Source organism: Lebetimonas sp. JS138 (assembly GCF_000523335.1).
Lineage (GTDB): Bacteria > Campylobacterota > Campylobacteria > Campylobacterales > Nautiliaceae > Lebetimonas.
Genome location: NZ_ATHT01000001.1, coordinates 378,930 through 405,090 on the forward strand (window position 1 = coordinate 378,930; position 26,161 = coordinate 405,090).

24 protein-coding genes and 1 pseudogene are annotated in these 26,161 nt (G+C 32.6%); 18 read left to right on the forward strand and 7 right to left on the reverse strand.

The annotated features are described in order from the left end of the window. Nucleotides 1-67 precede the first annotated feature (67 nt). From DZ67_RS0102055 to moaA, 5 genes are all read right to left on the reverse strand, one after another. Complete coding sequence (locus DZ67_RS0102055) at nucleotides 68-1,726, reverse strand: chloride channel protein (protein WP_024787039.1); 1,659 nt, start codon at nucleotides 1,724-1,726, stop codon at nucleotides 68-70. Beyond that, nucleotides 1,719-3,107: a chloride channel protein gene (locus tag DZ67_RS0102060; RefSeq protein ID WP_024787040.1), complete on the reverse strand. Its 1,389-nt coding sequence runs from the start codon at nucleotides 3,105-3,107 to the stop codon at nucleotides 1,719-1,721. The genes DZ67_RS0102055 and DZ67_RS0102060 overlap by 8 nt, the downstream gene beginning before the upstream one ends. Nucleotides 3,108-3,199: 92 nt before the next feature. After that, nucleotides 3,200-3,583 (reverse strand): hypothetical protein, encoded by a 384-nt coding sequence (locus tag DZ67_RS0102065; protein ID WP_024789265.1) that lies wholly within the window; start codon nucleotides 3,581-3,583, stop codon nucleotides 3,200-3,202. A gap of 10 nt (nucleotides 3,584-3,593) precedes the next feature. After that, a complete protein-coding gene (locus DZ67_RS0102070; RefSeq protein WP_024790637.1) occupies nucleotides 3,594-4,385 on the reverse strand; it encodes an SIR2 family NAD-dependent protein deacylase in 792 nt (263 codons plus the stop codon). A gap of 178 nt (nucleotides 4,386-4,563) precedes the next feature. Further along, nucleotides 4,564-5,520, reverse strand: coding sequence for a GTP 3',8-cyclase MoaA (moaA, locus tag DZ67_RS0102075; protein ID WP_024791734.1), 957 nt, complete (start codon nucleotides 5,518-5,520; stop codon nucleotides 4,564-4,566). A gap of 82 nt (nucleotides 5,521-5,602) precedes the next feature. On the opposite strand from moaA, the gene DZ67_RS0102080 reads away from it, so the two are divergent. Next, nucleotides 5,603-6,385 (forward strand): ferritin-like domain-containing protein, encoded by a 783-nt coding sequence (locus tag DZ67_RS0102080; protein WP_024787043.1) that lies wholly within the window; start codon nucleotides 5,603-5,605, stop codon nucleotides 6,383-6,385. On the opposite strand, the gene DZ67_RS0102085 is transcribed toward DZ67_RS0102080, so the two are convergent. Next, nucleotides 6,382-6,981 (reverse strand): hypothetical protein, encoded by a 600-nt coding sequence (locus DZ67_RS0102085; protein ID WP_024787044.1) that lies wholly within the window; start codon nucleotides 6,979-6,981, stop codon nucleotides 6,382-6,384. The genes DZ67_RS0102080 and DZ67_RS0102085 overlap by 4 nt on opposite strands. A 75-nt stretch (nucleotides 6,982-7,056) precedes the next feature. On the opposite strand from DZ67_RS0102085, the gene DZ67_RS0102095 reads away from it, so the two are divergent. The 17 genes and pseudogenes from DZ67_RS0102095 (at nucleotide 7,057) to DZ67_RS0102175 (ending at nucleotide 24,009) form a co-directional block, all read left to right on the forward strand. Further along, on the forward strand, nucleotides 7,057-7,611 hold the full coding sequence (locus DZ67_RS0102095; RefSeq protein ID WP_024791735.1) for a TetR/AcrR family transcriptional regulator: 555 nt from the start codon (nucleotides 7,057-7,059) through the stop codon (nucleotides 7,609-7,611). Continuing rightward, nucleotides 7,608-7,898 (forward strand): hypothetical protein, encoded by a 291-nt coding sequence (locus DZ67_RS0102100; RefSeq protein ID WP_024791736.1) that lies wholly within the window; start codon nucleotides 7,608-7,610, stop codon nucleotides 7,896-7,898. The genes DZ67_RS0102095 and DZ67_RS0102100 overlap by 4 nt, the downstream gene beginning before the upstream one ends. 22 nt (nucleotides 7,899-7,920) lie before the next feature. After that, nucleotides 7,921-8,877: a TolC family protein gene (locus DZ67_RS0102105; RefSeq protein WP_024791737.1), complete on the forward strand. Its 957-nt coding sequence runs from the start codon at nucleotides 7,921-7,923 to the stop codon at nucleotides 8,875-8,877. After that, entirely contained in the window at nucleotides 8,874-9,962 is a 1,089-nt protein-coding gene (locus tag DZ67_RS0102110; RefSeq protein ID WP_024791738.1) for an efflux RND transporter periplasmic adaptor subunit, read from the forward strand. The genes DZ67_RS0102105 and DZ67_RS0102110 overlap by 4 nt, the downstream gene beginning before the upstream one ends. Nucleotides 9,963-10,104: 142 nt before the next feature. Continuing rightward, complete coding sequence (locus DZ67_RS0102115; protein ID WP_024791739.1) at nucleotides 10,105-13,200, forward strand: efflux RND transporter permease subunit; 3,096 nt, start codon at nucleotides 10,105-10,107, stop codon at nucleotides 13,198-13,200. A 73-nt stretch (nucleotides 13,201-13,273) separates the two neighbouring features. Then, nucleotides 13,274-13,630: a rhodanese-like domain-containing protein gene (locus DZ67_RS0102120; RefSeq protein WP_024787049.1), complete on the forward strand. Its 357-nt coding sequence runs from the start codon at nucleotides 13,274-13,276 to the stop codon at nucleotides 13,628-13,630. Continuing rightward, nucleotides 13,630-13,836 carry a hypothetical protein gene (locus DZ67_RS09675; protein ID WP_051428156.1) on the forward strand — a complete coding sequence of 69 codons (207 nt, stop codon included), beginning with the start codon at nucleotides 13,630-13,632 and terminating at the stop codon, nucleotides 13,834-13,836. Before DZ67_RS0102120 ends, DZ67_RS09675 begins: the two co-directional genes overlap by 1 nt. A gap of 103 nt (nucleotides 13,837-13,939) precedes the next feature. Further along, nucleotides 13,940-14,701 (forward strand): sulfite exporter TauE/SafE family protein, encoded by a 762-nt coding sequence (locus DZ67_RS0102130; protein WP_024787050.1) that lies wholly within the window; start codon nucleotides 13,940-13,942, stop codon nucleotides 14,699-14,701. 9 nt (nucleotides 14,702-14,710) lie between these two features. Beyond that, on the forward strand, nucleotides 14,711-14,986 hold the full coding sequence (locus tag DZ67_RS0102135; protein ID WP_024791740.1) for a hypothetical protein: 276 nt from the start codon (nucleotides 14,711-14,713) through the stop codon (nucleotides 14,984-14,986). 72 nt (nucleotides 14,987-15,058) lie between these two features. Beyond that, on the forward strand, nucleotides 15,059-15,718 hold the full coding sequence (gene radC, locus DZ67_RS0102140; RefSeq protein WP_024787052.1) for a RadC family protein: 660 nt from the start codon (nucleotides 15,059-15,061) through the stop codon (nucleotides 15,716-15,718). Continuing rightward, nucleotides 15,718-17,280, forward strand: a complete 1,563-nt coding sequence (locus DZ67_RS0102145; RefSeq protein WP_024787053.1) for a class I SAM-dependent DNA methyltransferase — start codon at nucleotides 15,718-15,720, stop codon at nucleotides 17,278-17,280. Before radC ends, DZ67_RS0102145 begins: the two co-directional genes overlap by 1 nt. Continuing rightward, on the forward strand, nucleotides 17,243-18,712 hold the full coding sequence (locus tag DZ67_RS0102150) for an RNA-binding domain-containing protein (protein WP_024787054.1): 1,470 nt from the start codon (nucleotides 17,243-17,245) through the stop codon (nucleotides 18,710-18,712). Before DZ67_RS0102145 ends, DZ67_RS0102150 begins: the two co-directional genes overlap by 38 nt. Before the next feature lie 114 nt (nucleotides 18,713-18,826). Beyond that, the gene (locus tag DZ67_RS09680; RefSeq protein ID WP_051440276.1) at nucleotides 18,827-19,498 is read left to right on the forward strand and encodes a restriction endonuclease subunit S; all 672 of its coding nucleotides are present in this window, start codon (nucleotides 18,827-18,829) and stop codon (nucleotides 19,496-19,498) included. A gap of 276 nt (nucleotides 19,499-19,774) precedes the next feature. Next, a pseudogene (locus tag DZ67_RS09685) lies at nucleotides 19,775-22,813 on the forward strand (type I restriction endonuclease subunit R). A gap of 68 nt (nucleotides 22,814-22,881) precedes the next feature. After that, nucleotides 22,882-23,037, forward strand: a complete 156-nt coding sequence (locus DZ67_RS10535) for a hypothetical protein (RefSeq protein ID WP_156919562.1) — start codon at nucleotides 22,882-22,884, stop codon at nucleotides 23,035-23,037. Then, nucleotides 23,034-23,504: a cyclic pyranopterin monophosphate synthase MoaC gene (gene moaC / locus DZ67_RS0102170; RefSeq protein ID WP_024787057.1), complete on the forward strand. Its 471-nt coding sequence runs from the start codon at nucleotides 23,034-23,036 to the stop codon at nucleotides 23,502-23,504. The genes DZ67_RS10535 and moaC overlap by 4 nt, the downstream gene beginning before the upstream one ends. 13 nt (nucleotides 23,505-23,517) lie before the next feature. Then, the gene (locus DZ67_RS0102175; protein ID WP_024787058.1) at nucleotides 23,518-24,009 is read left to right on the forward strand and encodes an NTP transferase domain-containing protein; all 492 of its coding nucleotides are present in this window, start codon (nucleotides 23,518-23,520) and stop codon (nucleotides 24,007-24,009) included. Here the strand turns inward: DZ67_RS0102175 and DZ67_RS0102180 are convergent. Continuing rightward, nucleotides 23,993-26,125 (reverse strand): hypothetical protein, encoded by a 2,133-nt coding sequence (locus DZ67_RS0102180; RefSeq protein ID WP_024791741.1) that lies wholly within the window; start codon nucleotides 26,123-26,125, stop codon nucleotides 23,993-23,995. The two genes, DZ67_RS0102175 and DZ67_RS0102180, sit on opposite strands and share 17 nt — an antisense overlap. Nucleotides 26,126-26,161 lie beyond the last annotated feature (36 nt).

The following is a 26,161-nucleotide window of genomic DNA, read 5'->3' on the forward strand; positions in this document are numbered from 1 at the left end:
TGGCTAATTTAGCCCCTTAGCTTGGAGCAAGGAGGCATTGAAACGAAATTATACTAAAAATAAATTTTTATTTCAAATAGTATGCCGAATTAGCGGTCGAGAGCTCTTTTACAAGTTTTCTTAAATCAATAAACCCAAGATATTTCCCATTTTTATCAACAAACGGAACAAATCTGTTTCCTATAAGGCTTATCGCTTTAATCAACTCTTCCATAGACGGATTTTCTTTTATACAAAAAGGTTCCCTGGTCATTATGTCTTTTATTTTTATGTTTTTTTTATGCAGCAGGACACTTTTTCTTATATCTGTAAGGGTAACTATGCCTATTAATTTTTCCTCTTCATCTACTATAGGCAAAATTGCATACCTGCTTTTTTTTAAAATTTTTGAAGCCATATATACTGAGAGATTTTCTTTTAGGGGATTTATTTTCACTAAATATTTTTCCAGTTTACAGTTTTTTAAAAAGTTATAAATATCTTTATTATCAATATCTATACCTTTTTGAAGCAATGCCCTTTTAAAAAAAGAATCTCCCTGAAAACATGAAATTAAATAAACGCTGATGCTTGAAGCCACCAAAATAGGCAAAATCAACTGATAAGAATGGGTAAGTTCGGTTATAATAATTGAACTTCTAAGAGGTGTTTTTGTAATTCCGGCAAGCATTGAAGAAGCCCCCACCACCGCAAAAATTCTCGGATCTATCCCGTATTTTGTAAAAATATCTCCAAACCAGAAGCCTCCGAATGAACCTATAAAAATACTCGGAGACATTATTCCTCCAAAAAGCCCGCTTCCTATACTTAAAATAAGCCCTGCCGTTTTTGCGAGAAAAATTATTAAGATATAATCAAGTGAATAATTATTATTATTTAAAAGTGCGGTAATATGTTCATATCCCACTCCGGCACTTTCCGGGACAAATGCAACAATCATCCCTACAGCAAAACCTGAAAAAACAATATATCTGTGCCAGTAATGCCTGTTTTTTAACTTAAAAATTCTTAAATATTCAAGACCCTTTATAATTACAAGACACAACAAAGCAATAAAAACCGCCTCAAAAGGCACAAATATGACATATTCCTCATTCCAATGTAAATGAGGGACAATAAAAGCCGCAAAATTACCTATAAACTCCCTTGAAATAAAGGTTGCGGTTACAACCGAAACAATAAGGGGGATAATAACATATGAATTTATTTTACCGATTATTATTTCAAGCCCCAAAAGCGCCCCGGCTATCGGTGCATTAAATGTTGCGGCAATGGCGGAAGCAATGGCGGCTCCCAGATAAATAGGAAAATTTATTTTCTCTATTTTCAGTTTTTCCAAAAAAACTTCGCTCAAAAGTCCTCCCATTTTTGCTATAGGGCCTTCCCTTCCGACAGGCACACCGAATCCTATGCTTACGCTTGTTAAAAACAGAACCAAAAAGCCTTTTATTTTGGAAAATTTACCTTTTAAAAGAATCACCTTTTTTGCAATAAGCTCAAGCGTGACATTTTCAGAAGATATTTTAAATTTTTTTACCAAATAATCTGATATAAAAAACAAAAAAGGAACAGAAATCAAATAAAAATAATGGGTTTGAAAAATGTTCAGTTTATCATTTAAAAATGTAAAAATTTTTATCAGCCACCTGAATAAAATAGCTGAAAAACCGCCTATTGCCCCCAAAAGAAGAGGAATTATAAAAAAATGCCCCGTATTTTTAAGCATTTTTGTTTTTCATATGAGAATGTAGTGATTTCAAATCCCCTCTGAAAGGATTTTCAAGTCCAAGATAGAGACTGTAACCGAAACTTGTAAGATAACTTGTAATAACAGCCGCCGTCATAGGTATCACAACATCATCATGACTCATTTCCGTAATCATTACAATTGCGGCAAGCGGTGTTTTTGCAGCCGCACTCAAAGCAGCCCCCATACCGGCCAGTGTAAACATAGCAATTTCATCTGGAAAATAATTTCCGAAAATATTACCCACTGCAGCACCTATTATCAAAACAGGCAAAACAAGACCGCCGGGAATTCCAAAAGCCAGAGTAAAAGATGTTATAACTATTGTATATAAAATAAAGGCAATGTCCATTTTTATTGTAAAATGATTCTGGGCTAAATTTGAGAGAATTTCCATATTCGCAGGAGCAGAGAGTATATCGATATTATTGGTGGAATAATAAATTCCTATCAAAAAAGGAATTGAAATAAGCGTTCCGATTAACGGTCTTCTGTTGACAGGAATTATCCTTGATGTTTTTTGAAGAAAATGAAAAGTTATTGTATAAACATAAATAATTATTGAAATTACAATTCCCATTAATATAATATACGGAATATCATTTAAATACCAAATAGGCTTTTTAACCAAATTGATAAATGCGTGATTACCCCTGAAAAATGAAAAAGTCAGATAACTCGTAATGGATGCAACAATCATAGGCACAAAAGGCCTGTAATCAAAATCATAAGTATTTTCAAGCTCCATTGCAAAAATTGAACTTCCAAGGGGCGCTTTCAGTAATGCCCCTGTAAAGGCGCCCCCTCCGATTAAACCAAGCATATTTTTAAATTTTCTTGAAAATCCGTATGCTTTGCCAAGCCACTCTCCTAAACCTACCCCCAGGAAAAAAGAAGGCCCTTCCCTTCCCGCGATAAACCCTCCGGATAAGGTGAAAATAGAAACTATAAGTTTTAATAAAAGAGTTTTAACCTTTAAATAAAGAGGGGTTTTTAGATGTAAAACGGCAAAACCTATTCCAGGTCCCCCTATTTTTGAATCCTGGTTTAGGGCAAATCCGGTAATAACAGAAACCAAAAAAGGATAAATAAATAAATAAATTATATTGGTATTAAGATATTTGTTTATATGAACTATCAACAAATCCATAAAAGAGGCTATTACACCTGTAGTAATACCGATAGCAATGGCAAACGGGAGCCATTTACCGACAAAAAACAAAATTGAAAGCATATCCACTTTCATAACCTGGGAATGTATGATATTTTTATATGTTTTTTTTATGTAATCAATGAAATCCAAATGCTCGTTTTTTCCAAGAATTAGTTTGGCAAAAAAATTTTCCAATTTTTCTTTCATTTTTATCCCCTTGGGATATTATACAAAAATTAAAAATAAATTTAATAAAGTTTTAAAAAAAACTTTATTTTTTATCTAAAAAGTAACAATTTTTATTTACACTGATAATATATGACTATCTGCTGGGAAGGTATTTTTAATGCGATTTGTGAAACGTTTTTATCTGCGAAAACAATTACCTGTTTATCTTTTGTTACATAAACGTCAAACTGGTTTTTTATAGTCTGTATATAAGGCAGTGTGTCGTTTTTATCACCTATTTTTAAAAACAAAGAATTATTTAAGGGTTTTATATCTATTTTGTATAAGTTCTTCAAATCTTTTCTAATCTGTTTATTTGTTTTTACATCATTGGGCACATTAAATATTTTCCCGTTTTTTTTAAACGCAAAACCGAGTGTTTCACAACTGTAATTTTGATTCAGGTTAAAACCAAAAGAAAATACTGCAATTAAAAATAAAAAAATTTTTTTCATAAATTTTCCTTTATAAATATTTTCTGATTTTTTTTAGCGCATCAAGAGCGCCTTTTTTAATCTCAATATCAGCCCCGTGACTCTCAAGCGGATTTATTCTGATAAGAGTAGCGCCAAAGCTGTTTTTTACTTTTTCGCTCATATTTCTAACGGTAGGCACTTCACTTCCGGCCCCTATTTCAATAATAACCAGATTATCAACCCTTTGAAGCCAATATTCAAATCTGGCAATCTGAAGATTTACTCTTTTTTCAATAAATCTGAAATCTCCAAACATTAAAATATTCGGTCTTGCTATTATGCCACAATTTTTGCATTTAGGAAAGTTTAAAGCTTCAAACTTTTCTTCATCAATTTCAATATTTTCATTGTTTTCCCAAATTTCACTGCTGCACGGTTTAGTGCATTGCAAATAATGAATACTGCCGTGAATTTCTACAATTTTAAGTTCGCTAAATCCGGCTTTTTGAAACTGAGAGTCAACATTTGAAGTAAAAACAAATTTATCCTGCGGAAGATTTAGTAAAATATTAAAGCCTTCATGCGGCGTGGTTTCTCTATACATTTTGAGTCTATGACCATAAAAAGCCCATGCTAGTTTTGGATTAATATCAAACCATTTTGGATTTGCCAAAGCTTCAAATGAAAGTCCAAGATTTTTTGCTATAGGATAAGCTCTCCAAAATCCTTCTTTTCCTCTAAAATCAGGCAAACCACTATCAACCCCCATCCCGGCCCCGGCTGTTATTAATATATGGCTTGATTTTTTTATAGCTTCTGCGGCTTTTTTTATATTTTCCATTTTCCCCCTTAATTTTCCATTTTTAACTTTATTGGCTTCTTGGCAACTTGGTACTTGACTACTAACAACTCACCACCACGCCGCTTTATAAGCGGCCGGGCAGACTCACAATTCACCACTCACCATTTTCACTACTCACCATTTTCACCACTCACTATTTTCACCAATCACTATTTAATCACCCGCCCGTCTCCCAAAACGCCCTGTCGCTTATTTTTTCTTCCTGCCAGTCATTTTTTTCCGGCTTATTTTTTACAACATCTTTTAAAATTTCTGCGGCTTTTTTTATATCTCCGTTTCTAATGGCTTCTTTAATATTATAACTTTCTGTAAAGAAAAGACACGGTATCAGATACCCCTCGGCCGTTAATCTGATTCTGTTACAGCTTTTACAAAATTCTTCATTGTGAGGTTCTATAATACCGAATATGTTACCATCCTCCAACATAAAATTTTTACTCGCCTCGTTTTTTTTCGGAAGTTCTTTAAAAGAAAATTTAGTTTTTATTTTTTCCAAAACCTCTTTTGAATCCACCCTTTTAATTCCGGGATAAGCCCGCTCATTTTCCATAAACTCAATAAATCTGATTATCACATTTTTATTTTTCGCAAATTCCAGCAAATCCAAAATTTCATTATCGTTAATTCCCTTCATAACCACTGTATTTAATTTCACTTGAAATCCAACCTTTATTGCCTCGTCAATTCCTTCTAAAACATTATTCAAGCAGTCTCTCTGGGCTATTTTTTCGGCAACTTCAGATTTTAGGGAATCTATTGAAATATTTACTCTTTTTAATCCCGCATCTTTAAGTTTTTTGGCATATTTTTTTAAATAATACCCATTTGTAGTAAGTGCCAAATCAAGCTCCGGTTTATAATCATGGAGCATTTTTACGAATTTATCCAAATCTTTCCTGACCAAAGGCTCACCGCCTGTTATTCTTATTTTTTTAACACCCTCATCAATTGCCAATTTTAAAAACTCAAACATCTCTTCATACCTCATAACATTTTCATGTGGTATCCATTCAAAAGGGGTATTCGGCATACAGTAAAGACACCTGAAATTACACCTGCTTGTAACCGAAACCCGTATATAGTCTATTGTCCTGTTAAACGAATCTATTAACATAATTAGCCTTATATATAATATTATATAGCGGATTGTAACATAAAAAATAAAAAAATGCTATAATTTATAAAAAGGTTTTTAAATGTATTCCATTTTGGAAAAAGCTATAATTTCAACTGATGCCAATGAAAAAGAAAAATTAATAAAAGAAATTAACGTTAATCCCGAATCAAAAGAAAAACCGAAATTTTTTGAAAAACCAAGTTACGCAACACTCTGCAAAATTGTCCCTCCCGCCAATGTGCCAAGAAGAAGAGGATTTGAAACAGATGAAAAAAAAGCGGTATTGCTTCATGCTTTAATTCATATTGAATATTCAGCCATTGATCTGGCACTTGACGCCTGTTACAGGTTTAGAAATTTACCGGTTGAATTTTATAAAGACTGGCTGGAAGTTGCCGCTGATGAAATAAGGCATTTTAGACTCATAAATAATTTATTAGAAAAAACAGGGCATAAATACGGGGATTTTCCCGTTCACAATTCACTGTTCGAAGCCGCTCAGAAAACCCAGGATTTGATTTCACGTATGGCCGTAATTCCGAGATGGTATGAGGCAAACGGGCTTGATGCTAATGAAAAGATAATCCGTAGAGTGCAAAAATATAACGACCCTTTTGCACAAGAAGTAATTGCAGTGCTTAAAATTATTTTAAAAGAGGAAATCCCACATGTAAAAAAAGGCGATAAATGGTTTAAATTCTCTTGTGAAAAAGAAAATTTAAAACCCGTACAAACATATTTTCAAATAGTGGATAACTTTTTTAAAGACTGGAAGAAAAAAGATTTAAATGTGGCCGCAAGGCTAAAAGCCGGTTTCAGCTGTGATGAGCTTAATATTTTAAGCGGAGAAAAAGTCTGTTAAAAAATTCCGCACTCAACCCTTCCTCCGTCAGCCAAATCAGCCCTTATTACTTCAAAAATAAGTTTTAAATTTTCAGGTTTTTCCCCTGCAAGATTTTTTTCTATATCATTTGTAACCGTATGGACTTTTTTTATTGTAATGCTTTGTCCGGGGGCTAAATCCACATCTCTGTCTATATAATCTTGCAGAATTTTAACCTCGTCTTTATCTTCAATAATTAAATCACCTTTTAAATGAACAATTTTTTTAGGATATTTATTCGTAAGCGTATATGTAAGAGTATAATAAGGAATTACATCGCCATTATATTTGTAAGAGAAATTACTTACTTTTATATTTTTACAGCTGTTAAGCACCAATTTATTTTCAAGCTCTTTTTTTTGAGTTTCCTGCTGTTTTTGAACCTGCTCTTGAATTTTTTGTTGAGATTGATTTAACTCTTTTTTTAAACTTTCAATTTCTTTATCCCTTTGGTCAACTTTTTTTTCAAGCATATTCATTTTCTGAAGTATCAAATCAAGTTTTTTATTAATATCATCACTGTTTGCCGCAAACATAACTGAGACAATTGCCAAAACAGAAATTATTTTTTTCATTTTATTCCTTTTTTATTGACATTTTAGCAAAAAAATTTTATAATTCAATTTACTTATTAGTAAGTAAGGAAACAAATGAAACAAAAAATTATTAAAACCGCTTTAAAACATTTTGCAATCAATGGTTATAAAAATACGTCTATGCAGGACATTGCTGAAGAGCTTAATATTACAAAACCGGCACTTTATTATCATTTTAAAAATAAAAATGATTTATATAATGCAATTTTTATTTATTATTTTTCCAAATTGAAATTTAACATCTCGAGCGATATTTTTAAAGACTTAGAACATTATATTGACACCTTGGATAATTTTTTTAAAAAAGAGTCTCTCCTGGCAAAGCTGCTTTCAAAAGAAATATCATGTAAATTTAGAAATTTAAACAAAGAATCAGTTTCTATAATAAGTAAAATGATACAGGCTTTAAACAAAATATTAAAAGGCACAAATATAAATCCTTTTTTTATTCAAAATTTAATTATTTCATCTTTTACAACATATTTAAACACAATGGAAATCAGAAAAAAAATAACCTCACTTATTACATGCTGTGAAATTTCAAGCGAATTTGATTTAAAAAAAGAACTGATTTTAACAATAACAAATTATATAAAGGCGAAACAATGAAAAAATTATCTTTCGGATTAATTTTGGCGATTTCTTTGAATGCCACAAATTTAAACGAACTTTTTAATGCAATCAAAAAAACACCTGATACAAAAATTGACAATCTATTAATCAAAAAAACTAAAACAATAAAAAAAGAAATAATCGGCTCTTTAATGCCTTCTATTTCCTTATTTGCAAGTGCTGAGCATTTCTCAACTCCAACTAATTTAAGACCGCTGCCCCCTACCGAATCTCAAAAAATAGGTATTGCACACGGAGGGTATCCCTTTTTCTCAAAATATTGAAAAAATAGGATTTATTGCTTCAATGCCTGTTTTTGTAAAAAACATTTATGATACTAAAAATAAGATGTCTCATTTACTAAATGCAACCAAATACAAAGCAAAAATTAATCTTTTAAAAAGAGAAAGTCTTTTAATAACTGTGCTTAGCAAATATAACTATTTAATAAAATTAAAAAATGCCCTAAATGATGAAAAAAATTCAATACAAACAACTTTAGACGCAATTAAAGTGGGTGTCAATGTAGGCAGAATTCCGGCATTTAACGCTCTAAGATTAAAAGATGCCCTAAATCAGATAAACATCAAAATTTCAGGCCTTAATATGCAAATTGATGAAATAATTTCTGAAATTTATCAGTTAACAAAAATTAAATTAAATAAGCCATTACCAATTGAAATAGATTCAAATATAAATAAACAAAGCTTTTTAGCGCTAAAACCTTTAAAAGAAAATTTAAAAGCAAGCGAATATGATATAAAAACAGCAAAGGATTCATTCTGGCCAAAACTTATGCTTCAAATCAAAGGTTTTAGGGCATTTGCAAATGCATACAATAATGACGAGCATTTAGCGCTAAATTACGCAAGTGCGGGAATTTATTTAAACTGGAATATTTTTAACAAAAAAAACAGTGCCGAGATACAAAAGGCTAAAATAGACAAACTAAAAAATGCCCTAACAATCCAAAAAACAATAAAAGATTTAAATGCAAATGTTTTAAAAATAATATCATCTCTTAAAGAGATAAAAAAATCAATTTCATTAGCACAAAATTCAATTTCTTTAAGAAATGAACTGTTAAAAGGAGCAAAAGTGGCGTTTAAATTAAACAGAATGACAGTAGATGATTACTTAAAATATGAAGACAATTTGGCCTTAGCAAAAGCAAATTTAGCAAACTTAATTGCCAATAAAAACACATTAATCGCAAATTTAGCATTTATTTACGGAAATAACTTAGAAAGGATATTCAAATGAAAAAATTAATTTTTTGGAGTATTGTGATATTAATTACAATAGGTTTGGTAATAGGTGGAGTAAAGTTAATTAAAAAAAGAAGAGCCGAGGATGCAAAATTAGCAGCAGCAACTATTTATCCGATAGTTGTAAAAACTGTAAAACCAAAAACTGAAGCAACTTTAACATATCCGTATTTAGCATTAGTTAAAAATAATTCGCAAATTACAGTCACAACAAAATTTGCAGGTGAAATTAGACAAATTGCAAATTTAGGAGAAAAGGTTAAAAAAGGTGAAATTATTGCGACAATAGATGATTCACATTTAAAAGCCTCGCTAAAAGCAACAAACGAAAAAATAAAATCAATTAAAGAAAAATTAACTGCAGAAAATATTGCTTTTAAAAATTTAATTGCAACACATAAAAGAACGAAAGCACTTTTAAAGGTAAAAATGGCAAGTATTGAACAGTATCAGGCGGAAGAGAGTAAAATTGCAGATTTGAAAGCTCAGATTGCAGCAGATAAAAACACTTTACATTCTTTAAAAGCTCAAAAAAAAGCAATTTTAAATGATTTAGAGTATACTGAAATAAAATCCCCAATTAATGGTATTATTGCTCAAAAATTTGTAAATAAAGGTGATAATGCTTTCCCCGGAAAACCACTTTTAACAATAGCCTCAGGCAAAGGTAATTATCTGTTTGTAGCAGTACCGGACAATTTCAAAAAAGCAATTTATAAAAATAAAATGTATGATTTAATTGCTTTAAATTCCACATTCAACGGAATACCAAGTTATAAAATTGATGTAAATGACAAAAATCTGATTTTAGGAGAAAAAGTACAGGTTAAATTGGTTAGTTTCAATGGTAAAGCAACTGTTTTGCCTTACGGTGCAATTCTTACAATAAACGGCAAAAATTATGTATTTATTCCAAATGGAAATAAAGCCGAGATTCAAGAAGTTCATATTTTAGCCCAAGGTACAGAAGGAGTAGCTGTAAAAGAAAATATAAATTCACCTGTAATAGAAGCAAAACCTGATATTTTACTAAGAATTAAGGCAGGCTACCCTATAAAAATAGTGAGTAGTGAATGGTGAGTAGTGAGTGGTGAGTGGTGAGTGGTGAGTTGTGAGTAGTTAAGTTGCCAAGAAGCCAAGTTCAAAGTGAAAAGTGAGCTTTGCTCACCTGGCTGCTTGAAAAGCGGCCATGATGAAAAGTATAAAGTGTAAAGGATAAAAGATGTTTGAATTTTTTTATAAACGGGGCTATCTGTTAACCGCAATTATTATAGGTATGTTTGTATTTGGGGTTTTAGGGCTTATTAAAATGCCAAAAAACCTGTTTCCGGATGCAAACAGGCCTGAAGTTGTAATATTTACTAGCATACCTGGCGCTACCCCAAGCGTTGTTGCTTCAATGGTATCAAAACCTATAGAAGAAGAAATGGGAACGCTTAGCAATGTATATGAAATAAAATCCACTAACGTGCCAAACTTCTCAATAGTTCATGTTGTGTTTAATTATAAAAAAGGACTCCAGGCAGCAGCTGTTGATGTAAACAATGCCCTCAACCGCATAAAAGGCAAACTACCCCCAACAGCAACTCCGGCTATTTATTTGGTAGGTGACTTTACTTTACCTGTAGATGTTTTTTCTCTTTATCCAAAAAACAATACTATAAATTTGGCAGAAATAAGAAAAATCGCCGAGAGTTACATAAAACCAAAACTGCTTTCATCCCCTGATATCGGAAACGTTGAAATTTTCGGCGGATACCAAAGTGCGGTTATGATAAAAATTGACCCTAAAAAAATGAAAAAATATAATCTCTCTCTTGATAATCTTATTAATATCATCAGGGCATCCAATAAAGATTTGCCTATCGGTTTTATAAAAAGCAAAGACGGATTTTTAACTCTAAGTTTTTACGGTGAAAAAGATGATGTTAAAAAGCTAAAAGTTAGCTTTATTCTGCCAAATATCAAATTAAAAGACATTGCTCAGGTTAAATGGGTTTATCAGACAAACAACAGCGGTTATATAGGAGATGACAAACCTTCCATTGCCGTTTCAGTTCAGAGGGCCCCAAGCGGAAGCGTTCTTGATACAGCAAATACCGCAAGAGCTATAATGAAAAAATTTCAAAAAGAATATCCAAACATCGGAATGAAAATAGCCGATACACAGGTAGAACTTGTGAAAACTGCAAATACAAATATGCTTGAAGCTTTACGTGACGCCATTATTTATACACTTTTAGTATTACTTATTTTCCTTGGAAACTTCAGGGCAATTGTTGCAGCCGGATTTTCTATCCCAATGGTGTTTTTTGGAACAATTGCTTTTCTTTACCTAACGGGTCAAGGGTTAAATATTGTTATTTACACTGCTATTATATTGGCCCTCGGAATGCTAACAGACGATGCGGTTGTTGTGCTTGAAAATATTGAAAGACACTTAGAAGAGAATGAAAATTTAAAAGATGCCATTTATCACGGAACAAAAGAAGTGTTAAGCCCTATATTTGCAGGGACAATTTCAACTATTGCAATTACATTTCCTTTAATGTTTGCCGGCGGCTTTCCTCAAAAAATATTCAGACCGTTAATTGAAACATTGATTATAGCGCTTCTTATCAGCTGGTTTTTATCTATTACCTTTATTCCGAAACTATCGCTTCTTTTATATAAAAACGGTTTTGAAAAAACAAAAATAGAAAAATTCTTTGAAATGCTTTATCAAAAAACCATAGGAAAACTTATAATCCCTTATGTAGGGATAATTAAATTTTCAAACGGAAAATTTTATCCTCTAAGAAGAATGCTTATTATGGCGGCGGCAGTACTCACATTAATGCTAAGCCTTAAAAACATTATGCCGACAATCGGAAGAGATACAATGCCTCCTATGGATACTGGTATTATGAAAGTAAGCTTGGAATTTTCAAACAATATTAATGCAGATGAGGCTAAAAAAAGACTTGCTCCATTTTTTGTTTGGCTCGACAAACAGCCTTGGCTTGAGAGAAGTTCAGTATCAATCGGGACTGAAAAAGGTGTTTTATCCCTTGGAGGCGGAGGTACTGGAAACAGTGTAAGTATGACTATTACTGCAGTAAACAGGTTTAAAAGAAAAAAAACTATATGGCAGCTTGAAAATGAAGTTAGAAATCATTTAGCAAACCTTCAAGGTATTAAAAAATTAGCAGTATTTGACTTTGGTGCAACATCTCTTTCTACAATAAGTGCGCCTCTTGATGTTGAAATTAGAAGCGAAAATTACGAACATCTTCCAGATATTGCGCACAGGGTTGAAAGACTTCTATATAACATAAAAGGTCTTACAACCGTTAAAACAAGCTGGGACAGAGATATGCAGGAGGCTGTCATTAAAATTGACAAAAACAAAGCTTTAAGTTACGGAATAACGCCCCTTCAGGTAATTTCACAAATTGCTCTAAATGATAAAGTGGTAACCATAAACTCAGATCTCAGCAGTATGAATGTACAGTTTGTAAGAATTAGATTTAATAAAAATTATGAAAATCCTGAAAGTTTAAAATATTTACTAATCAGTACACCAAAAGGGGTTATTCCTCTAAAAGAAATAGCCGAAATTAAACCTAATTTTACATACAATAAAATTACAAGAGACGGATTACTCTACTCAATTGATGTGGAAGGATACAGAGCTAAAAGACCTGTCAGTAAAATTACAGCTGACGCTGATAATATATTACATAAAGCGGGAATCAAAAATTACGAACAGACCGGTGACATAAAAGAGATGAAAGATTCATTTTCAAGAATGATTAAAGCAATTGCTATTGGTATAATTGTATTAATTCTAACTTTAAGCGTAGTTTATGAATCATTTAGACTTGCATTTATCATGATTTTGGTTTTACCTCTATCTATGATTGGGGCGGCATGGGGAATGCTGATTATGCATAAACCTTCATGTATGCCAAGTTTAATGGGTACACTGCTTCTTTTCGGAATTATTATCAAAAACGCGGTATTGCTTATTGACTTTTATAAAAATTATAAAAAAGAAGGCAATAGACCTTATGATGCAGCGCTTCAGGCTATCAGAGTCAGATTCAGGCCTGTTATGATGACAGCTTTTGGAACAATTGCGGGAATGATTCCTATTGCCCTTGAACAGGCTGTCGGACTTGAGAGACTCTCACCTCTTGCCGATGTGGCAATTGGCGGACTTTTAATAGGAACTCTTCTTACACTTGTATATGTTCCAATGATTTCTTACGCAACAGACCCGGACAATAAAAAAACAAATATATTTGAAAAAATGGAAGAAGAGCTCGAAAAATAATTCTTCTTTCTATTGACACAAAAAAAAGAGTGTGATATAATTTATTTACTAACCAGTAAGTAAGGAGAACAAAATGACAAAATACGCTACACCAAAAGGTCAAAAAGAAATTAGAATTTCACTTGAAGAGTTTAAAAAAGAATTCAATGAAGAAAATGCTGTATTAATTGATATAAGAATGCCTTTTGAGAAAAAAGTTTGGAATTTACCATTTGCAATTGATATTCCGGCAAATGAGCTTGAAAACAGACTAAACGAACTTCCAAAAGATAAACTTATTGTAACAGCATGTCCTGAAAACAGCAGAGCTGCTTTTGCAGCGGCTTTTCTAAAGGAAAAAGGATACAATGCAAAATTTTTAGCAGAAGGTCTGCTTGAACTTATGAAAGCTTTTAAAGGCGGAAAGGCAAAAGAGCTTAAAGTTGATTAATGCAAAATGCTTGTTATCCTCTAAATGAAGGAGAAATATTACACGAGGTTCATAAAGAGTGGCCTCTTTTTGTTTTGCATATTTACGGAAGTAAATTAGAAACTCTTAAAATTTCAAAAAGAATTATGTGCACTTTAAAACATCTGCCTTTGCGTTTACAGGTTTTTTACCATCACGATACTATGCAAGCAATTGAAGAAGGATGAGGAAATGACCCCTGCATTAAAATGAATGGAAAAATTCTGTTTGAAGGTTTAATTCAGGCAGAAGAAATAAAAGAAATTTTTGAAAAACTGTTAAAGGAAAGAAATGAATGAATTAATCTATTATGGAACTTATTTTATTTTAACTTTAATATTTTCCACAATATTTGCAACGGGAGGGGTCGGTTCGGCCATTGTTTTAGTACCCCTTTTTAATTCACTTGGACTTCCTTTAAATGTAGCAAAGGCTTTCGGGCTTTTTATAAATTCAATGAGCACAATTACTGCCAGTATTATGAACTTTTTAAGGGGAGTTCTTAATATAAGAGCCACTCTTCCTCTTGCAATTTCTTCAATTATAGGGGCGCCTATCGGCGCATATTCAAGCAAATTTATCCCGCCTGTTTATGTAAAAATTCTTCTGGCTTTATTTATTATATTAGCCGTATTTTTAATGTTTAAAAAGAAAAAAGAGGCCAAATTTCATTATACCAAACAGTGGGTAATGGTTGCTTTGGGTTTAAGTGTCGGGTTTTTATCCGGACTTATGGGAGTAGGTGGAGGAAGTTTAATTTTACCTGCTTTGATTTTACTCGGATTTGATGCAAAAGTGTCCGCTTATATGGTAAGTTTTGTCCTTCCGTTTTCAACGCTCAGCGGATTTTTTACGTACTTAAGCATTACACGTATAGACTGGCTTATGCTTTTAAATGTAAGTGCAGCCGCAATTTTGGGTGGATATTTGGGTGACAAAATAATGCATTACTGCTTAACTCCGCAGCAGGTTAAAAAACTGATTGCAGTTATTTTAATTTTACTTGATATTAAAATTATTTATTCCATTTTACATTATTATCATTTGGTTTAAGGAGAAAAAATGCATACACTTTTAGCAAAACTTGCAGACTGGCTGATAGAAAAAGAAGAAAAAGATGCTGAAAAATGTGATATTCCGGATGAAATAATAGACGAATGGCTTGAAATTTTAAAAGAAAGAAAAAAAGAGTTAAAAGAAACAGCACCTCATTCAGAAGAATATGATATGATAAAAGAATTAATTAAAAAAGTTGAGCATATTAAACATTTAAGAGAAAAAAATGTGAAATTAAAAAATAAGACAATGATTAAATATAAATATCTAAAACTACATTGATAAAAATATTATCGCCAAGCCCTTTTTTGCTATACTTATAAAATATTACAAAAAAGGCATATTGGGTATACAATGAAAAAAATTAAAGAGCTTGAAAAATTTGAAAAGCCAAGAGAAAAACTTTTGGAAAAAGGGGCAAAGGCTCTTAAAGATTATGAGCTGGTTGCCGTATTGCTTGGAAGCGGTGTTAAAGGAAAAGATGTTATTAAACTTTCACGGGAAATTGTAAAAATTTTAAAAAATGACTTTGATGAAATCAACATAGAAAAACTTCTTCAAATCCACGGGCTTGGTATTGCAAAAGCCTCTCAGATAATAAGTGCAATAGAACTCTCAAAAAGATATCTTTTAAAACAATATAAAACTGTCACCTCAGCTAAAGATATTTATGAAGAACTGAAAGAATTCTATGATAAAAAACAGGAATATTTTATAGCGATCTATCTTGACGGGGCAAACAGGATTTGTGAAAAAAGAGTTATAACCATAGGCACGTTAAATCAAACTCTTATACATCCAAGAGAGGTGTTTGCACCTGCAGTTGAAAATAGATGTGCAAGTATTATTGTAGCGCATAACCATCCATCAGGAAATCTTACTCCAAGCAAAGAAGACATATTTATTACTCAAAAATTAAAACAAAGCGGCAAAATTCTCGGAATTGAACTGTTAGACCATATAATTTTTAGTAAAAATGGATTTATAAGTTTGCAACAAAAAGGAATTTTATAATGGCAAAGAAAAAAAACAGTGAAACTTTTGAGCAAAGCTTATGGAAAGCGGCCGATAAACTGAGGAAAAATATTGATGCGGCAGAATATAAGCATGTGGTTTTAGGGCTTATATTTTTACGCTACATATCAGAAGCATTTGAGGATTTGTATGAAAAACTCAAAAAAGGAGAAGGTGAATACGAAGGAGCAGACCCCGAAGATATAGACGAATACAAAGCCGAAAATGTCTTTTTTATTCCTCCTGAAGCCAGATGGAGCTATTTAAAAGAAAGAGCAAAAAATCCGGAAATAGGAAAGATAATAGATAATGCAATGGAACTTATAGAAAAAATTAACCCTTCTCTTAAAGGTGTTTTACCAAAGGTTTATGCAAGGGGGAATATTGACCCTATTGCTCTTGGGGGATTAATTGATTTATTTAGCAATATTGCAATAAACGAGGCAAAAGAAAAAACTTCAGATATTTTAGGGCATGTGTTTGAATATTTTTTAGGGGAATTTGCGCTTGCTGAAGGAAAAAAAGGCGGTCAATTCTATACTCCAAGAAGTGTTGTTGAGCTTTTAGTTGAGATGCTTGAACCATACCGTGGAAGAGTGTTTGACCCATGCTGTGGAAGTGGCGGGATGTTTGTGCAATCAGAAAAATTTGTGCAGGAACATCAAGGAAAAATCAACGATATATCCATTTACGGGCAGGAGAGCAACCAGACAACCTGGCGGCTTTGTAAAATGAATCTTGCAATTAGAGGTATTGACAGCTCACAGGTAAAATGGAATCCAGAAGGCTCTTTTCTAAACGATGCCCACAAAGACTTAAAGTCCGATTTTGTCATAGCAAATCCTCCCTTTAACGACAGCGACTGGAGCGGAGAGCTTTTAAGAAAAGATGCAAGATGGAAATATGGCGTGCCGCCTGCTGGCAACGCAAACTATGCATGGATTCAACACTTCATCTTTCACCTTACACCTCATGGAAAAGCTGGCTTTGTCTTAGCAAAAGGAGCACTTACTACAAAACAGAGTGCAGAATATGAGATAAGAAAAAATATGATTGAAGATGATATTGTAGATTGTATTGTAAATTTACCTGCAAAACTATTTTTAAATACGCAAATTCCGGCATCTTTATGGTTTTTGAGAAAAAATAAAACTACAAGAAAAAAACAGATACTATTTATTGATGCAAGGGATATGGGCAAGCTTATCAACAGAAGACAGAGAATTTTAACCAAGGAAGATATTAAAAAAATAGCAGACACTTACCATAAATGGCAAAAAGAAGATAAAAACTATGAAGATATAAAAGGATTTTGCAAATCCGCTACCATTGAAGAGGTAAGAGAGCTTGATTATGTATTAACACCCGGGCGTTATGTGGGACTTGCCCAAGAAGAGGATGATTTTGATTTTGAAGAAAGGTTTAATAAATTAAAAGCCCAGTTTTTAGAGCAGTTAGCTGAAGAAGAGAAGCTCAATAAATTGATATTAGAGAATTTGGCAAAGATAGATATGAAGGGTAAAAGTGAAATTAGAAAAAATTTTAAAACAACCAGAAAATAGAAAACTTGAATTTAAAGAGAGTTTGCCGAGTAAATCCGATTTATGCAAAACAGTTGTCTCTTTTGCAAACGATGCCGTAGGTGAAATATATATAGGTATAAAAGATAATCCAAGAGAGGTAATTGGAGTGCCTGAAGAAGATTTATTAAAAATAGAAGAAATAATAAGCAATGTTATCCATGATAACTGCTATCCTCTTATTTTGCCTGAAATTTCATTTGTAAATCATAATGGAAAATATGTTGTTAAAATTAAAATTTACAAAGGTAATAACCCGCCTTATTATCTTAAAAGCAAAGGAAAAGAAAAAGGAACATATATTAGAGTCGGTTCTTCAAACAGGCTTGCTAATAACGATATGATAGAAGAGTTAGAAAGAGAAAAACAGGGCATTTCTTTTGATTCGCTTCCGGTATATTCAAAAACTATTGATGAATTGAATTTTTCTCTGTTTTCAAAACAGTTTGAACAAATCACAGGTGAAAAGCTCACCAAAACCATTTTAAAAAAATTAAATCTTATAATTTCAGACCAAAACAGAGAATTTCCCACAAATGCATTTTTACTGCTTTCTAATGATGAAATAAGAAATGTACGTTTTCCCTACGCAAAAATAGAATGCGCAAGATTTAAAGGAACAATACCCGGAGATTTTATAGACCAGAAGAGCATTAATGAGCCTATAAGTTTTCAGGCAGAAGAAGCATATAAATTTGTTCTTAGACACATTTCTCAAGGCTCAACATATGAGGGAGTTTATAGAAAAGACAGATGGGAATATCCAGTTATTGCAATTCGTGAAGCAATAAGAAATGCAGTTATTCATCGTGATTATTCTTTAACAGGAAAAGATATAAAAATTGCCATATTTGATGATAAGATTGAAATTACTAGTCCGGGTAAACTAATGCCCACTATCGATTTTGATGATATGGAATCTGGCCAGTCTGATATTAGAAACAGAGTGCTTGCTTTAGTCTTTAAAAAACTTGGAATAATAGAGCAGTGGGGAAATGGATTAAGATTGATTGCCAAAGAGTTAAAAAAATATCCTGAAATTAGGTTTGAGTGGAGCGAGCCCGGAATTTCATTTAGAATAACATTTAGAAAAGTAAACTACCGTCCAGAAACCCAAAAGAGTGTTTCAACAGAATCCGCGACCAATTACGACCGATTACGACCGATTGCGGACAATTACGAACGATTACGAACGATTACGAACGATTACGAACGATTAACATTGGAAGAAAAGAAGATATTACTTTATCTTTTAGATAATGGAAAAATCACGAGAAAGAAAGCAACTGAAATTCTTAATGTTCAAAACACTAAAGCATATGAAACATTAACATCATTAGTCGAAAAAAATCTTATTCAAAGGCAAGGGAAAGGTAGAAGCACTTATTATGTTTTAAAGAAGGATGAATTGTGAAGGGTGAAGGATGAAGGATGAAGGATGAAGGATGAAGGATGAAGGATGAAGGGTGAAGGATGAAGGATGAAGGATGAAGGATGAAGGATGAAGGATAAAAAGGAGATTTAAGGGATGAGTGAAAAATTGCCTAATGGGTGGAAAAGGGTTAAGTTGGGAGAGGTTGCTGTATTTAATTACGGAAAATCTCTTCCTGAAAAAAATCGAATTAAAGGAAATATACCTGTTTACAGTTCTGCTGGTATTACTGGATGGCATAATGAAGCTTTAGTAAAATCAAAAGGAATTATTGTTGGTAGAAAAGGAACAATAGGGAAAGTTTATAAAGCAAAAGTTCCTTTTTATCCAATTGATACTTGTTATTATATTTTACCAAATGAAAATTACGATTTTGATTTTATGTATTATTTGCTCATTTATTTGAAGTTAGATGAATTAAATGAAGACAGTGCTGTTCCTGGTCTAAACAGAAACACAGCTTATTCTCAGGAAATTCTTCTCCCACCTCTCCCCGAACAAAAAGCCATAGCCTCTGTGCTTTCATCTCTTGACGATAAAATTGACCTACTTAACCGCCAAAACCAAACACTTGAAAAAATGACCGAGACACTTTTTAGAAAATGGTTTATAGAAGAGGCAAAAGAGGATTGGGAAATAGTTTCATTAGAAGAAATTGCAGAAGTAAAAAATGGGTTTGCTTTTAAAAGTAAAGACTATGTTGAAATAATTATATTACAAAAGATAAAAAATTTGAAAAATATATTCTTAATAAAGGAGATATTGTAATAGCAATGACTGATATGAAAGATAATGTTGTCATTTTAGAAGAAATTAAAAAATTAATAAATAATTATTTACTATATTTGTACTAAAGCTAATAGCGGAGTTCAAGTCAATTTGACAATTCAATCAATTAGAAATATTGATATAATCATACCCCAAATCCGCACTCTCGAAAACTTACGAGACACACTCTTACCAAAACTCATGAGCGGGGAAGTGAGGATGAAGGATGAAGGATGAAGGATGAAGGATGAAGAATGGAAGGATGAAGGATGAAGGATGAAGCAGTATTTAAGGTCTGCAACAAGTATAGGTGCGAACATTCAAGAAAATCCTTTAAGAGAATCATTTGAAGATGTGATTTTGTTTGAGAGAGATTTGATAGCAAATAATGAGATTTTCCACAAAATGCTCACAGAAGGTATCAAAGTAACATAATCAAAAAAGATAGGAAGTGAGCGAGGCGATATTGTATGGCTTATCGATTTTCAAAACCCGCAAAATAACGATTTTTTAGCAGTCAACCAGTTTACCGTCATTGAAAACCATAAAAATAAAAGAGCCGATATTGTCATATTTATAAACGGACTGCCGCTTATTGTGATGGAACTTAAAAACCCAACTGATACGAATGCCACTATAAAATCAGCCTATAATCAGCTCCAAACCTATAAAAAAACGATACCATCCTTTTTTACATACAATGAGATTTTAATCATTTCTGATGGACTTGAAGCAAAAGTGGGGAGTTTATCGGCTGGGTATGATAGATTTATGGCATGGAAAAGTGCCGATGGGAAAAAGGAGGCTTCGCACCTAATCAGCCAGCTTGAAATCTTAATACAAGGACTTTTAAACAAAGAAACGCTTATTGATTACATTCGATATTTCATCCTTTTTGAAAAAACGAAAAGAGAGATTAACGGACAGATTACCGTTCAAACCATAAAAAAGATAGCAGCTTATCACCAATACTACGCCGTCAATAAAGCGATAGAGTCAACACTGCGGGCTATTGGGAAAAATGCAGCAGATTTTGTAGTCAAAGAGCCACCGGCACTGTATGGGCTACCTGATGTCAAAGAGCAAACCCATGGGGATAAAAAAGCAGGAGTGATTTGGCATACCCAAGGCTCTGGGAAGTCTCTTTCTATGCTCTTTTATGCTGGGAAAATTATCCAAACCATCAACAATCCAACAATTGTGGTGATTACCGATAGAAACGACCTTGATGATCAGCTCTTTAACACTTTCGCTTCTGCAAAACAGATTTTAAGGCAAGAGCCTGTGCAAGCTACGAGCAGAGAGGAGTTGAAGAAGCTCTTAAAAGTAGAGAGTGGGGGAGTGGTATTTACAACCATTCACAAATTTTGGCCAGAAGAAGGCAGTGTTTATGAGACTTTATCTCATAGAGACAACATCATCGTCATTGTCGATGAAGCCCACAGAACCCAGTATGGCTTCAAAGGCAAGGTGGATAAAAAAAGTGGAGAGATCAAGTATGGATTTGCAAAATATCTGCGAGATGCCTTGCCAAATGCAACCTATATCGCCTTTACTGGGACACCGATTGAAAAAACAGATAAAAACACACCAGCTGTATTTGGAAACTATATAGATATTTATGATATTGCAAATGCTGTTGAAGATGGAGCAACGGTGCCTATATATTATGAAAGCAGGCTTGTCAAGATAGATTTAACAGATGAAGGTAAAAAACTGATAGAAGAGTATGAGCAAGAGCTGGAAAACGGACTTAGCGAAGTTGAAAAAGCAAAAGCAAAATATTCTAAACTTGAAGCGTTGGTCGGGGCTAAGCCAAGAATAAAAGAAATAGCTAAAGATATTGTGAATCATTTTGAAAGCCGTCTTGAAGTAATGGATGGAAAAGGTATGATAGTTACCATGACTCGGCAAATTGCGGCAAACCTTTATGATGAAATCATCAAACTGCGCCCCGAGTGGCACAGTGATGAGCTAAAAAAAGGAAAAATAAAAGTTGTAATGACTACTTCATCGTCAGATGAGCCGAAAATTGCAAGATTTTATTTAACAAAAGAAGAAAGAAGAACGCTCGCTGAGAGATTTAAAGATCCAGAGGATGAGCTAAAACTTGTAATTGTTGTAGATATGTGGCTTACAGGCTTTGATGTGCCGTGTTTGCATACGATGTATATCGATAAGCCTATGAAAGGGCATACCCTCATGCAGGCAATTGCGAGGGTAAATAGAGTCTATAAAGACAAAACTGGCGGTTTAATAGTCGATTATATAGGTATTGCAAGCGATTTGAAAGAGGCTTTGTCCTTTTATAGTGAGAGTGGAGGTAAAGGAGAGCCTGCGAAACTCCAAGAAGAAGCAGTGAAAATAATGCTTGAAAAGTTGGAAGTGGTAAGGGATATGCTACATGGGTTTGCGTATCAAAGATATTTTAGCGCTCCTACACAAGAGCGATTGCATATCATCTTGGAAGCTGAAGATTTTATCCTCGGGCTTGAAGATGGCAAAAAGAGATTTATAGATGCAGTAAGTGCACTCTCAAAAGCCTTTTCGCTGGCTGTACCGCATGATGAGGCAATGAAAATAAAAGAGGAAGTGGCATTTTTTCAGGCTGTAAAATCAAGACTTGTGAAGTTTACTACTGAGGGTGAAAATATTTTCAACTATGAAACAGCGATCAAACAGATTGTAGACAAGGCGGTATCTTCAAAGGGTGTGATTGATATATTTGATGCAGCCGGACTAAAAAAGCCTGATATCTCTATTTTGTCTGATGAATTTTTGGCTGAAATTAAGGGTATGAAGCAGAAAAACTTAGCCATTGAGACACTCAAAAAACTTCTCAATGATGAGATTAAAGGCAGAATGAAAACAAATGTGGTAAAAAGCAGATCTTTGAAAGAGTCTTTGGAAGAGCTTATACGCAAGTATAACAACAGGCTGTTGAGTGCAGCTGAAGTGATAGAGGAGCTTATCCATTTAGCCAAAGAGATTCAACAAAGCGACAAAGAGCCTCAAGAGATGGGATTAACTCCTTATGAGTATGCATTTTACTGTGCGGTTGCGGAAAATGAGAGTGCAAGAGAGCTTATGGGAAAAGAAAAACTAAAAGAGCTTGCTGTGGTTTTATTTCAAAAAGTAAAACAAAACACTACAATAGACTGGGCTATAAGAGAAAGTGCAAGAGCAAAACTAAAAGTTATTATCAAAAGAACTTTGAGAAAATATGGATATCCACCAGATATGCAAAAACTTGCAACAAAGACCGTTTTAGAACAGGCCGAAGCTTTGGCAAATGAACTGGTGGAAGTATGCTGATTTTTTAAATTTAATAAAAAAACAATACAAAAGAAAATAAATATATTATAATTCTCAAAAAGGCCAAAATGAAAGATTTAATTCCCCTGATAGTTTCTTTATTAATAACTTTAATAATTTTAAATATTTTAAAACTCTCTTTTGTCCCGGGTTTTATTCTGGGAAGCATAACATGGTCGATTTTACATTATAATATTAAAAAATTTTTAAAAGGAAAATTATGAAACTGACACATATAAACGAAAAACATAATCCCAAAATGGTGGATGTGGGAGAAAAAAAAGTTACAAAAAGAGTGGCTACGGCAAGCGGTGAAATACATATGCAAAAAGAAACAAAAAAAGCTATTTTGGAAGAAAAAACAAAAAAAGGTGCGGTTTTGCAAACAGCAATAATAGCTGCAATTATGGGCGGTAAAAAAACAAGCGAATTAATTCCGATGTGTCATAATATTTTAATAGACGGAATAGATGTGGATGTAGAAGAAATTGAAAACGGGTTTAAACTAATTGCAACCGCAAAAACCACTTCAAAAACCGGTATTGAAATGGAAGCCCTAACTGCCGTAAGTATCGGGCTTCTTGCTATTTATGATATGGCAAAAGCAATAGACAGAAGTATGGAAATAACAAATATTCATTTAGATTATAAAGCCGGTGGAAAATCGGGGGAATTTAAAAGAAGTGAATAGTGAGTAGTGAGTAGTGAAAAGAGAAATATATATTACATGTTTTATTTTAGTGGGTGGAAAATCGAGCAGGTTCGGTGAGGATAAATCAAAACTTTTTTATAAAATTCAATTTGATAAATGTAAAAAAATATTTAAAAAGGTCTGTTTTGTGGCAAAAAACAAAAAATTTAAAAATTACCCTTTTTTTATAGAAAAATCTAAAATATACGCTCCAATTTTTGCTTTGGAAGAAATTATAAAAAAAGAAAAAAAAGTTTTTGTTTTAAGTGTTGACACCCCTTTAATATCTGAAAAATCAATAAAAAAGCTCCTTTTTTCACACGCTACAGCTTCACAAAATCCCTTAATCGGATATTATGATTATACAATGCTGCCGAAAATAAAAGAATCGATTAAAACAGATTTGAGACTTTTTAAAATAAATCCCAAAAAAATAAAAATTAACAATAAAGAATTAATTAATATAAATAAAAAAAGCGATTTAAAACTTATTCGTAAATTCTAAAAGGCAGATTTTTATATATTAAATTATTTATATTCCCTTCACTTACTCCGCTTAAATCAACATTTATTTTCAATTTTTTGGCTTTTTCTATCATATCCCCTATTTCCAAATCAAAACCGAATAAATTTATATATCTTTTAAAAGCTCTGATTATTTTATCGTCAACTTTTTCGCCTTTTAGTTTTTTAGCCAAAAGATAAATAATCTGCTGTAAATACGCACTTTTTATTAAATTGGCAATTCTTATAGAATATTCTTTAATTTTAAATAAATCCCCTACGGTATTTAAAATAGCTTCGATATCGCCTTTTGCGGCAAATTTTTCCGCAATTGCCAGTTTTTCTTTTATTTCGTTTTGAATCTCTTTAAAATCATTTACATCTTCCAAAAACGGATACATTTTTACATATTCGAAAATTGCATGATAATCCTTTGATGCAAGCAGTCTTTGAAAATCCATTAAAATTTTTGCTTTCTCTTTATCTTCATTTGCTTTTTCTTCATATCCGGGAAAATTTTCCAAAATCTCGGCATAAGATAAAACTTTTTTATAATCTCCGTCTTTTAATAAAATCTGAATATTCTGATCAAGTGTTTTTGCAAAATTTATTGCTCTTTTATATTCTTCAGTTTCTGTTAAAAACGGAAATCTTTTAACTAAAATAAAAAACTCTTTAAAATCTTTTTTTGCCAGTTTTTCTTTTAATAAATTATAGAGCTGCTTTTCATTAAAAAGAGCCTGAATTAACGGTGTTTTTTGAGAAACTCCCCTAAAAGGTTTTAATAAATCTCTTGCTTTTTCAATATTGTTTTCTTTTAACATTGCCTCTTTTGCCAAATCAAAAACTTTTTTCCAGTCGTCTTCCATTTTTTTATAATAAATTGTATCTTTAAATGAAGGATACTGATTGGCCAGAGAATATGCCAAAGGATATTTTAAGGTAAACACCGCATTTTTAAATTTGTCAAATTCCCTGAAATCCTTAAGCAAATTTTGTATGATGGCCCTTTTTACAGGGATATCCGCAAAAGGTTTAAAAAGCTCTTTTGCACTTTCGATATCACCTTTTTCCAAAAATTTATGAGCTATATTTAATGTTTTATTCCATTCGTTTTCAAGCAGCTTATATGCGTTTGTAGACTGTAAAAAAGGATTTTTGTTTATAAGCTCATAAGCCATAGAATATTTTTTGGAAGAAATTAACGACCTTAGTTCCCTCTCTTCTGAAAGTAAATCATAAATGTATATATCCCCATCGAGTGTTCCTACAAGCAGATAATTTTTATCTTTAATATATTCTATAGAACTTGGCTCTGAAGGGAGTTTAATAAATTCATTTGTTATCAGTTCATAGTTTTCCAGAGAATATAAAGCCACTTTTTTATCAGTGGAAACAACAAAAAGAAACCTGCCATTTTTATCTATGCATAAATCAACAATCTGATCGGTCATATTGGGCAGCCTTTTTAAGACTTTTCCTTTTGCATAATTCCATACAATCAATTCCCCTGTTTTATCTCCGCTTATCATCTGTTGATTGGGGATAAATTTAAGCTTTGTAACAGCGCCTCTGTGTGATTTTTTTCTGAAAGACAAATCCATTGACGCAATGTTTGTAATAGTTATGCTTCTGTCATAACTTCCTGTGGCAGCCCACAAAGAATTCAGGCTGAAATCGGTTGAAAGTATATAATCGGCATGCGGAGGAAGTGCCCCTACCATTTTTCCGGTAGATATTGACCATAAATATGCCCTGCCGTCTTCTCCGCCTGTTAAAATATATTCTTCATCTATATCAAAACTTACGCTTAATACATTTCCTTTATGCCATCCAAGCAAAAAAAGCTGTTTTTTATTCTCTATATCCCAGACAGATGTTTTTTTCTTTCCGTCAACGGCAATCGCCAAATATTTGCCATTCTCAGAAATATCCACACCGTTTTCCAAAGGTCTATTTTTAGGAAGTTTTATCCTAAATCCTCCAACAAGTTTATAATCTTCAATAGAATATATTCTTAATGTATTTTCTTCATCCACCACACAGAATTTACTGTTTCCAATATATTTAATCTTATTTATAGCTGTTTTTATAACCAGTCTTTTTATTGCTTCCAAAACCCATCCTTTAAAATTATGCTAATATTTTAACAA

What these genes read in the sequence shown, in the direction of transcription:
- DZ67_RS0102055 (WP_024787039.1), bottom strand. Translation starts at nt 1,726, where the DNA reads ATGCTTAAAAATACGGGGCATTTTTTTATAATTCCTCTTCTTTTGGGG.
- DZ67_RS0102060 (WP_024787040.1), bottom strand. Translation starts at nt 3,107, where the DNA reads ATGAAAGAAAAATTGGAAAATTTTTTTGCCAAACTAATTCTTGGAAAA.
- DZ67_RS0102065 (WP_024789265.1), bottom strand. Translation starts at nt 3,583, where the DNA reads ATGAAAAAAATTTTTTTATTTTTAATTGCAGTATTTTCTTTTGGTTTT.
- DZ67_RS0102070 (WP_024790637.1), bottom strand. Translation starts at nt 4,385, where the DNA reads ATGGAAAATATAAAAAAAGCCGCAGAAGCTATAAAAAAATCAAGCCAT.
- moaA (WP_024791734.1), bottom strand. Translation starts at nt 5,520, where the DNA reads ATGTTAATAGATTCGTTTAACAGGACAATAGACTATATACGGGTTTCG.
- DZ67_RS0102080 (WP_024787043.1), top strand. Translation starts at nt 5,603, where the DNA reads ATGTATTCCATTTTGGAAAAAGCTATAATTTCAACTGATGCCAATGAA.
- DZ67_RS0102085 (WP_024787044.1), bottom strand. Translation starts at nt 6,981, where the DNA reads ATGAAAAAAATAATTTCTGTTTTGGCAATTGTCTCAGTTATGTTTGCG.
- DZ67_RS0102095 (WP_024791735.1), top strand. Translation starts at nt 7,057, where the DNA reads ATGAAACAAAAAATTATTAAAACCGCTTTAAAACATTTTGCAATCAAT.
- DZ67_RS0102100 (WP_024791736.1), top strand. Translation starts at nt 7,608, where the DNA reads ATGAAAAAATTATCTTTCGGATTAATTTTGGCGATTTCTTTGAATGCC.
- DZ67_RS0102105 (WP_024791737.1), top strand. Translation starts at nt 7,921, where the DNA reads ATGCCTGTTTTTGTAAAAAACATTTATGATACTAAAAATAAGATGTCT.
- DZ67_RS0102110 (WP_024791738.1), top strand. Translation starts at nt 8,874, where the DNA reads ATGAAAAAATTAATTTTTTGGAGTATTGTGATATTAATTACAATAGGT.
- DZ67_RS0102115 (WP_024791739.1), top strand. Translation starts at nt 10,105, where the DNA reads ATGTTTGAATTTTTTTATAAACGGGGCTATCTGTTAACCGCAATTATT.
- DZ67_RS0102120 (WP_024787049.1), top strand. Translation starts at nt 13,274, where the DNA reads ATGACAAAATACGCTACACCAAAAGGTCAAAAAGAAATTAGAATTTCA.
- DZ67_RS09675 (WP_051428156.1), top strand. Translation starts at nt 13,630, where the DNA reads ATGCAAAATGCTTGTTATCCTCTAAATGAAGGAGAAATATTACACGAG.
- DZ67_RS0102130 (WP_024787050.1), top strand. Translation starts at nt 13,940, where the DNA reads ATGAATGAATTAATCTATTATGGAACTTATTTTATTTTAACTTTAATA.
- DZ67_RS0102135 (WP_024791740.1), top strand. Translation starts at nt 14,711, where the DNA reads ATGCATACACTTTTAGCAAAACTTGCAGACTGGCTGATAGAAAAAGAA.
- radC (WP_024787052.1), top strand. Translation starts at nt 15,059, where the DNA reads ATGAAAAAAATTAAAGAGCTTGAAAAATTTGAAAAGCCAAGAGAAAAA.
- DZ67_RS0102145 (WP_024787053.1), top strand. Translation starts at nt 15,718, where the DNA reads ATGGCAAAGAAAAAAAACAGTGAAACTTTTGAGCAAAGCTTATGGAAA.
- DZ67_RS09680 (WP_051440276.1), top strand. Translation starts at nt 18,827, where the DNA reads ATGAGTGAAAAATTGCCTAATGGGTGGAAAAGGGTTAAGTTGGGAGAG.
- DZ67_RS10535 (WP_156919562.1), top strand. Translation starts at nt 22,882, where the DNA reads ATGAAAGATTTAATTCCCCTGATAGTTTCTTTATTAATAACTTTAATA.
- moaC (WP_024787057.1), top strand. Translation starts at nt 23,034, where the DNA reads ATGAAACTGACACATATAAACGAAAAACATAATCCCAAAATGGTGGAT.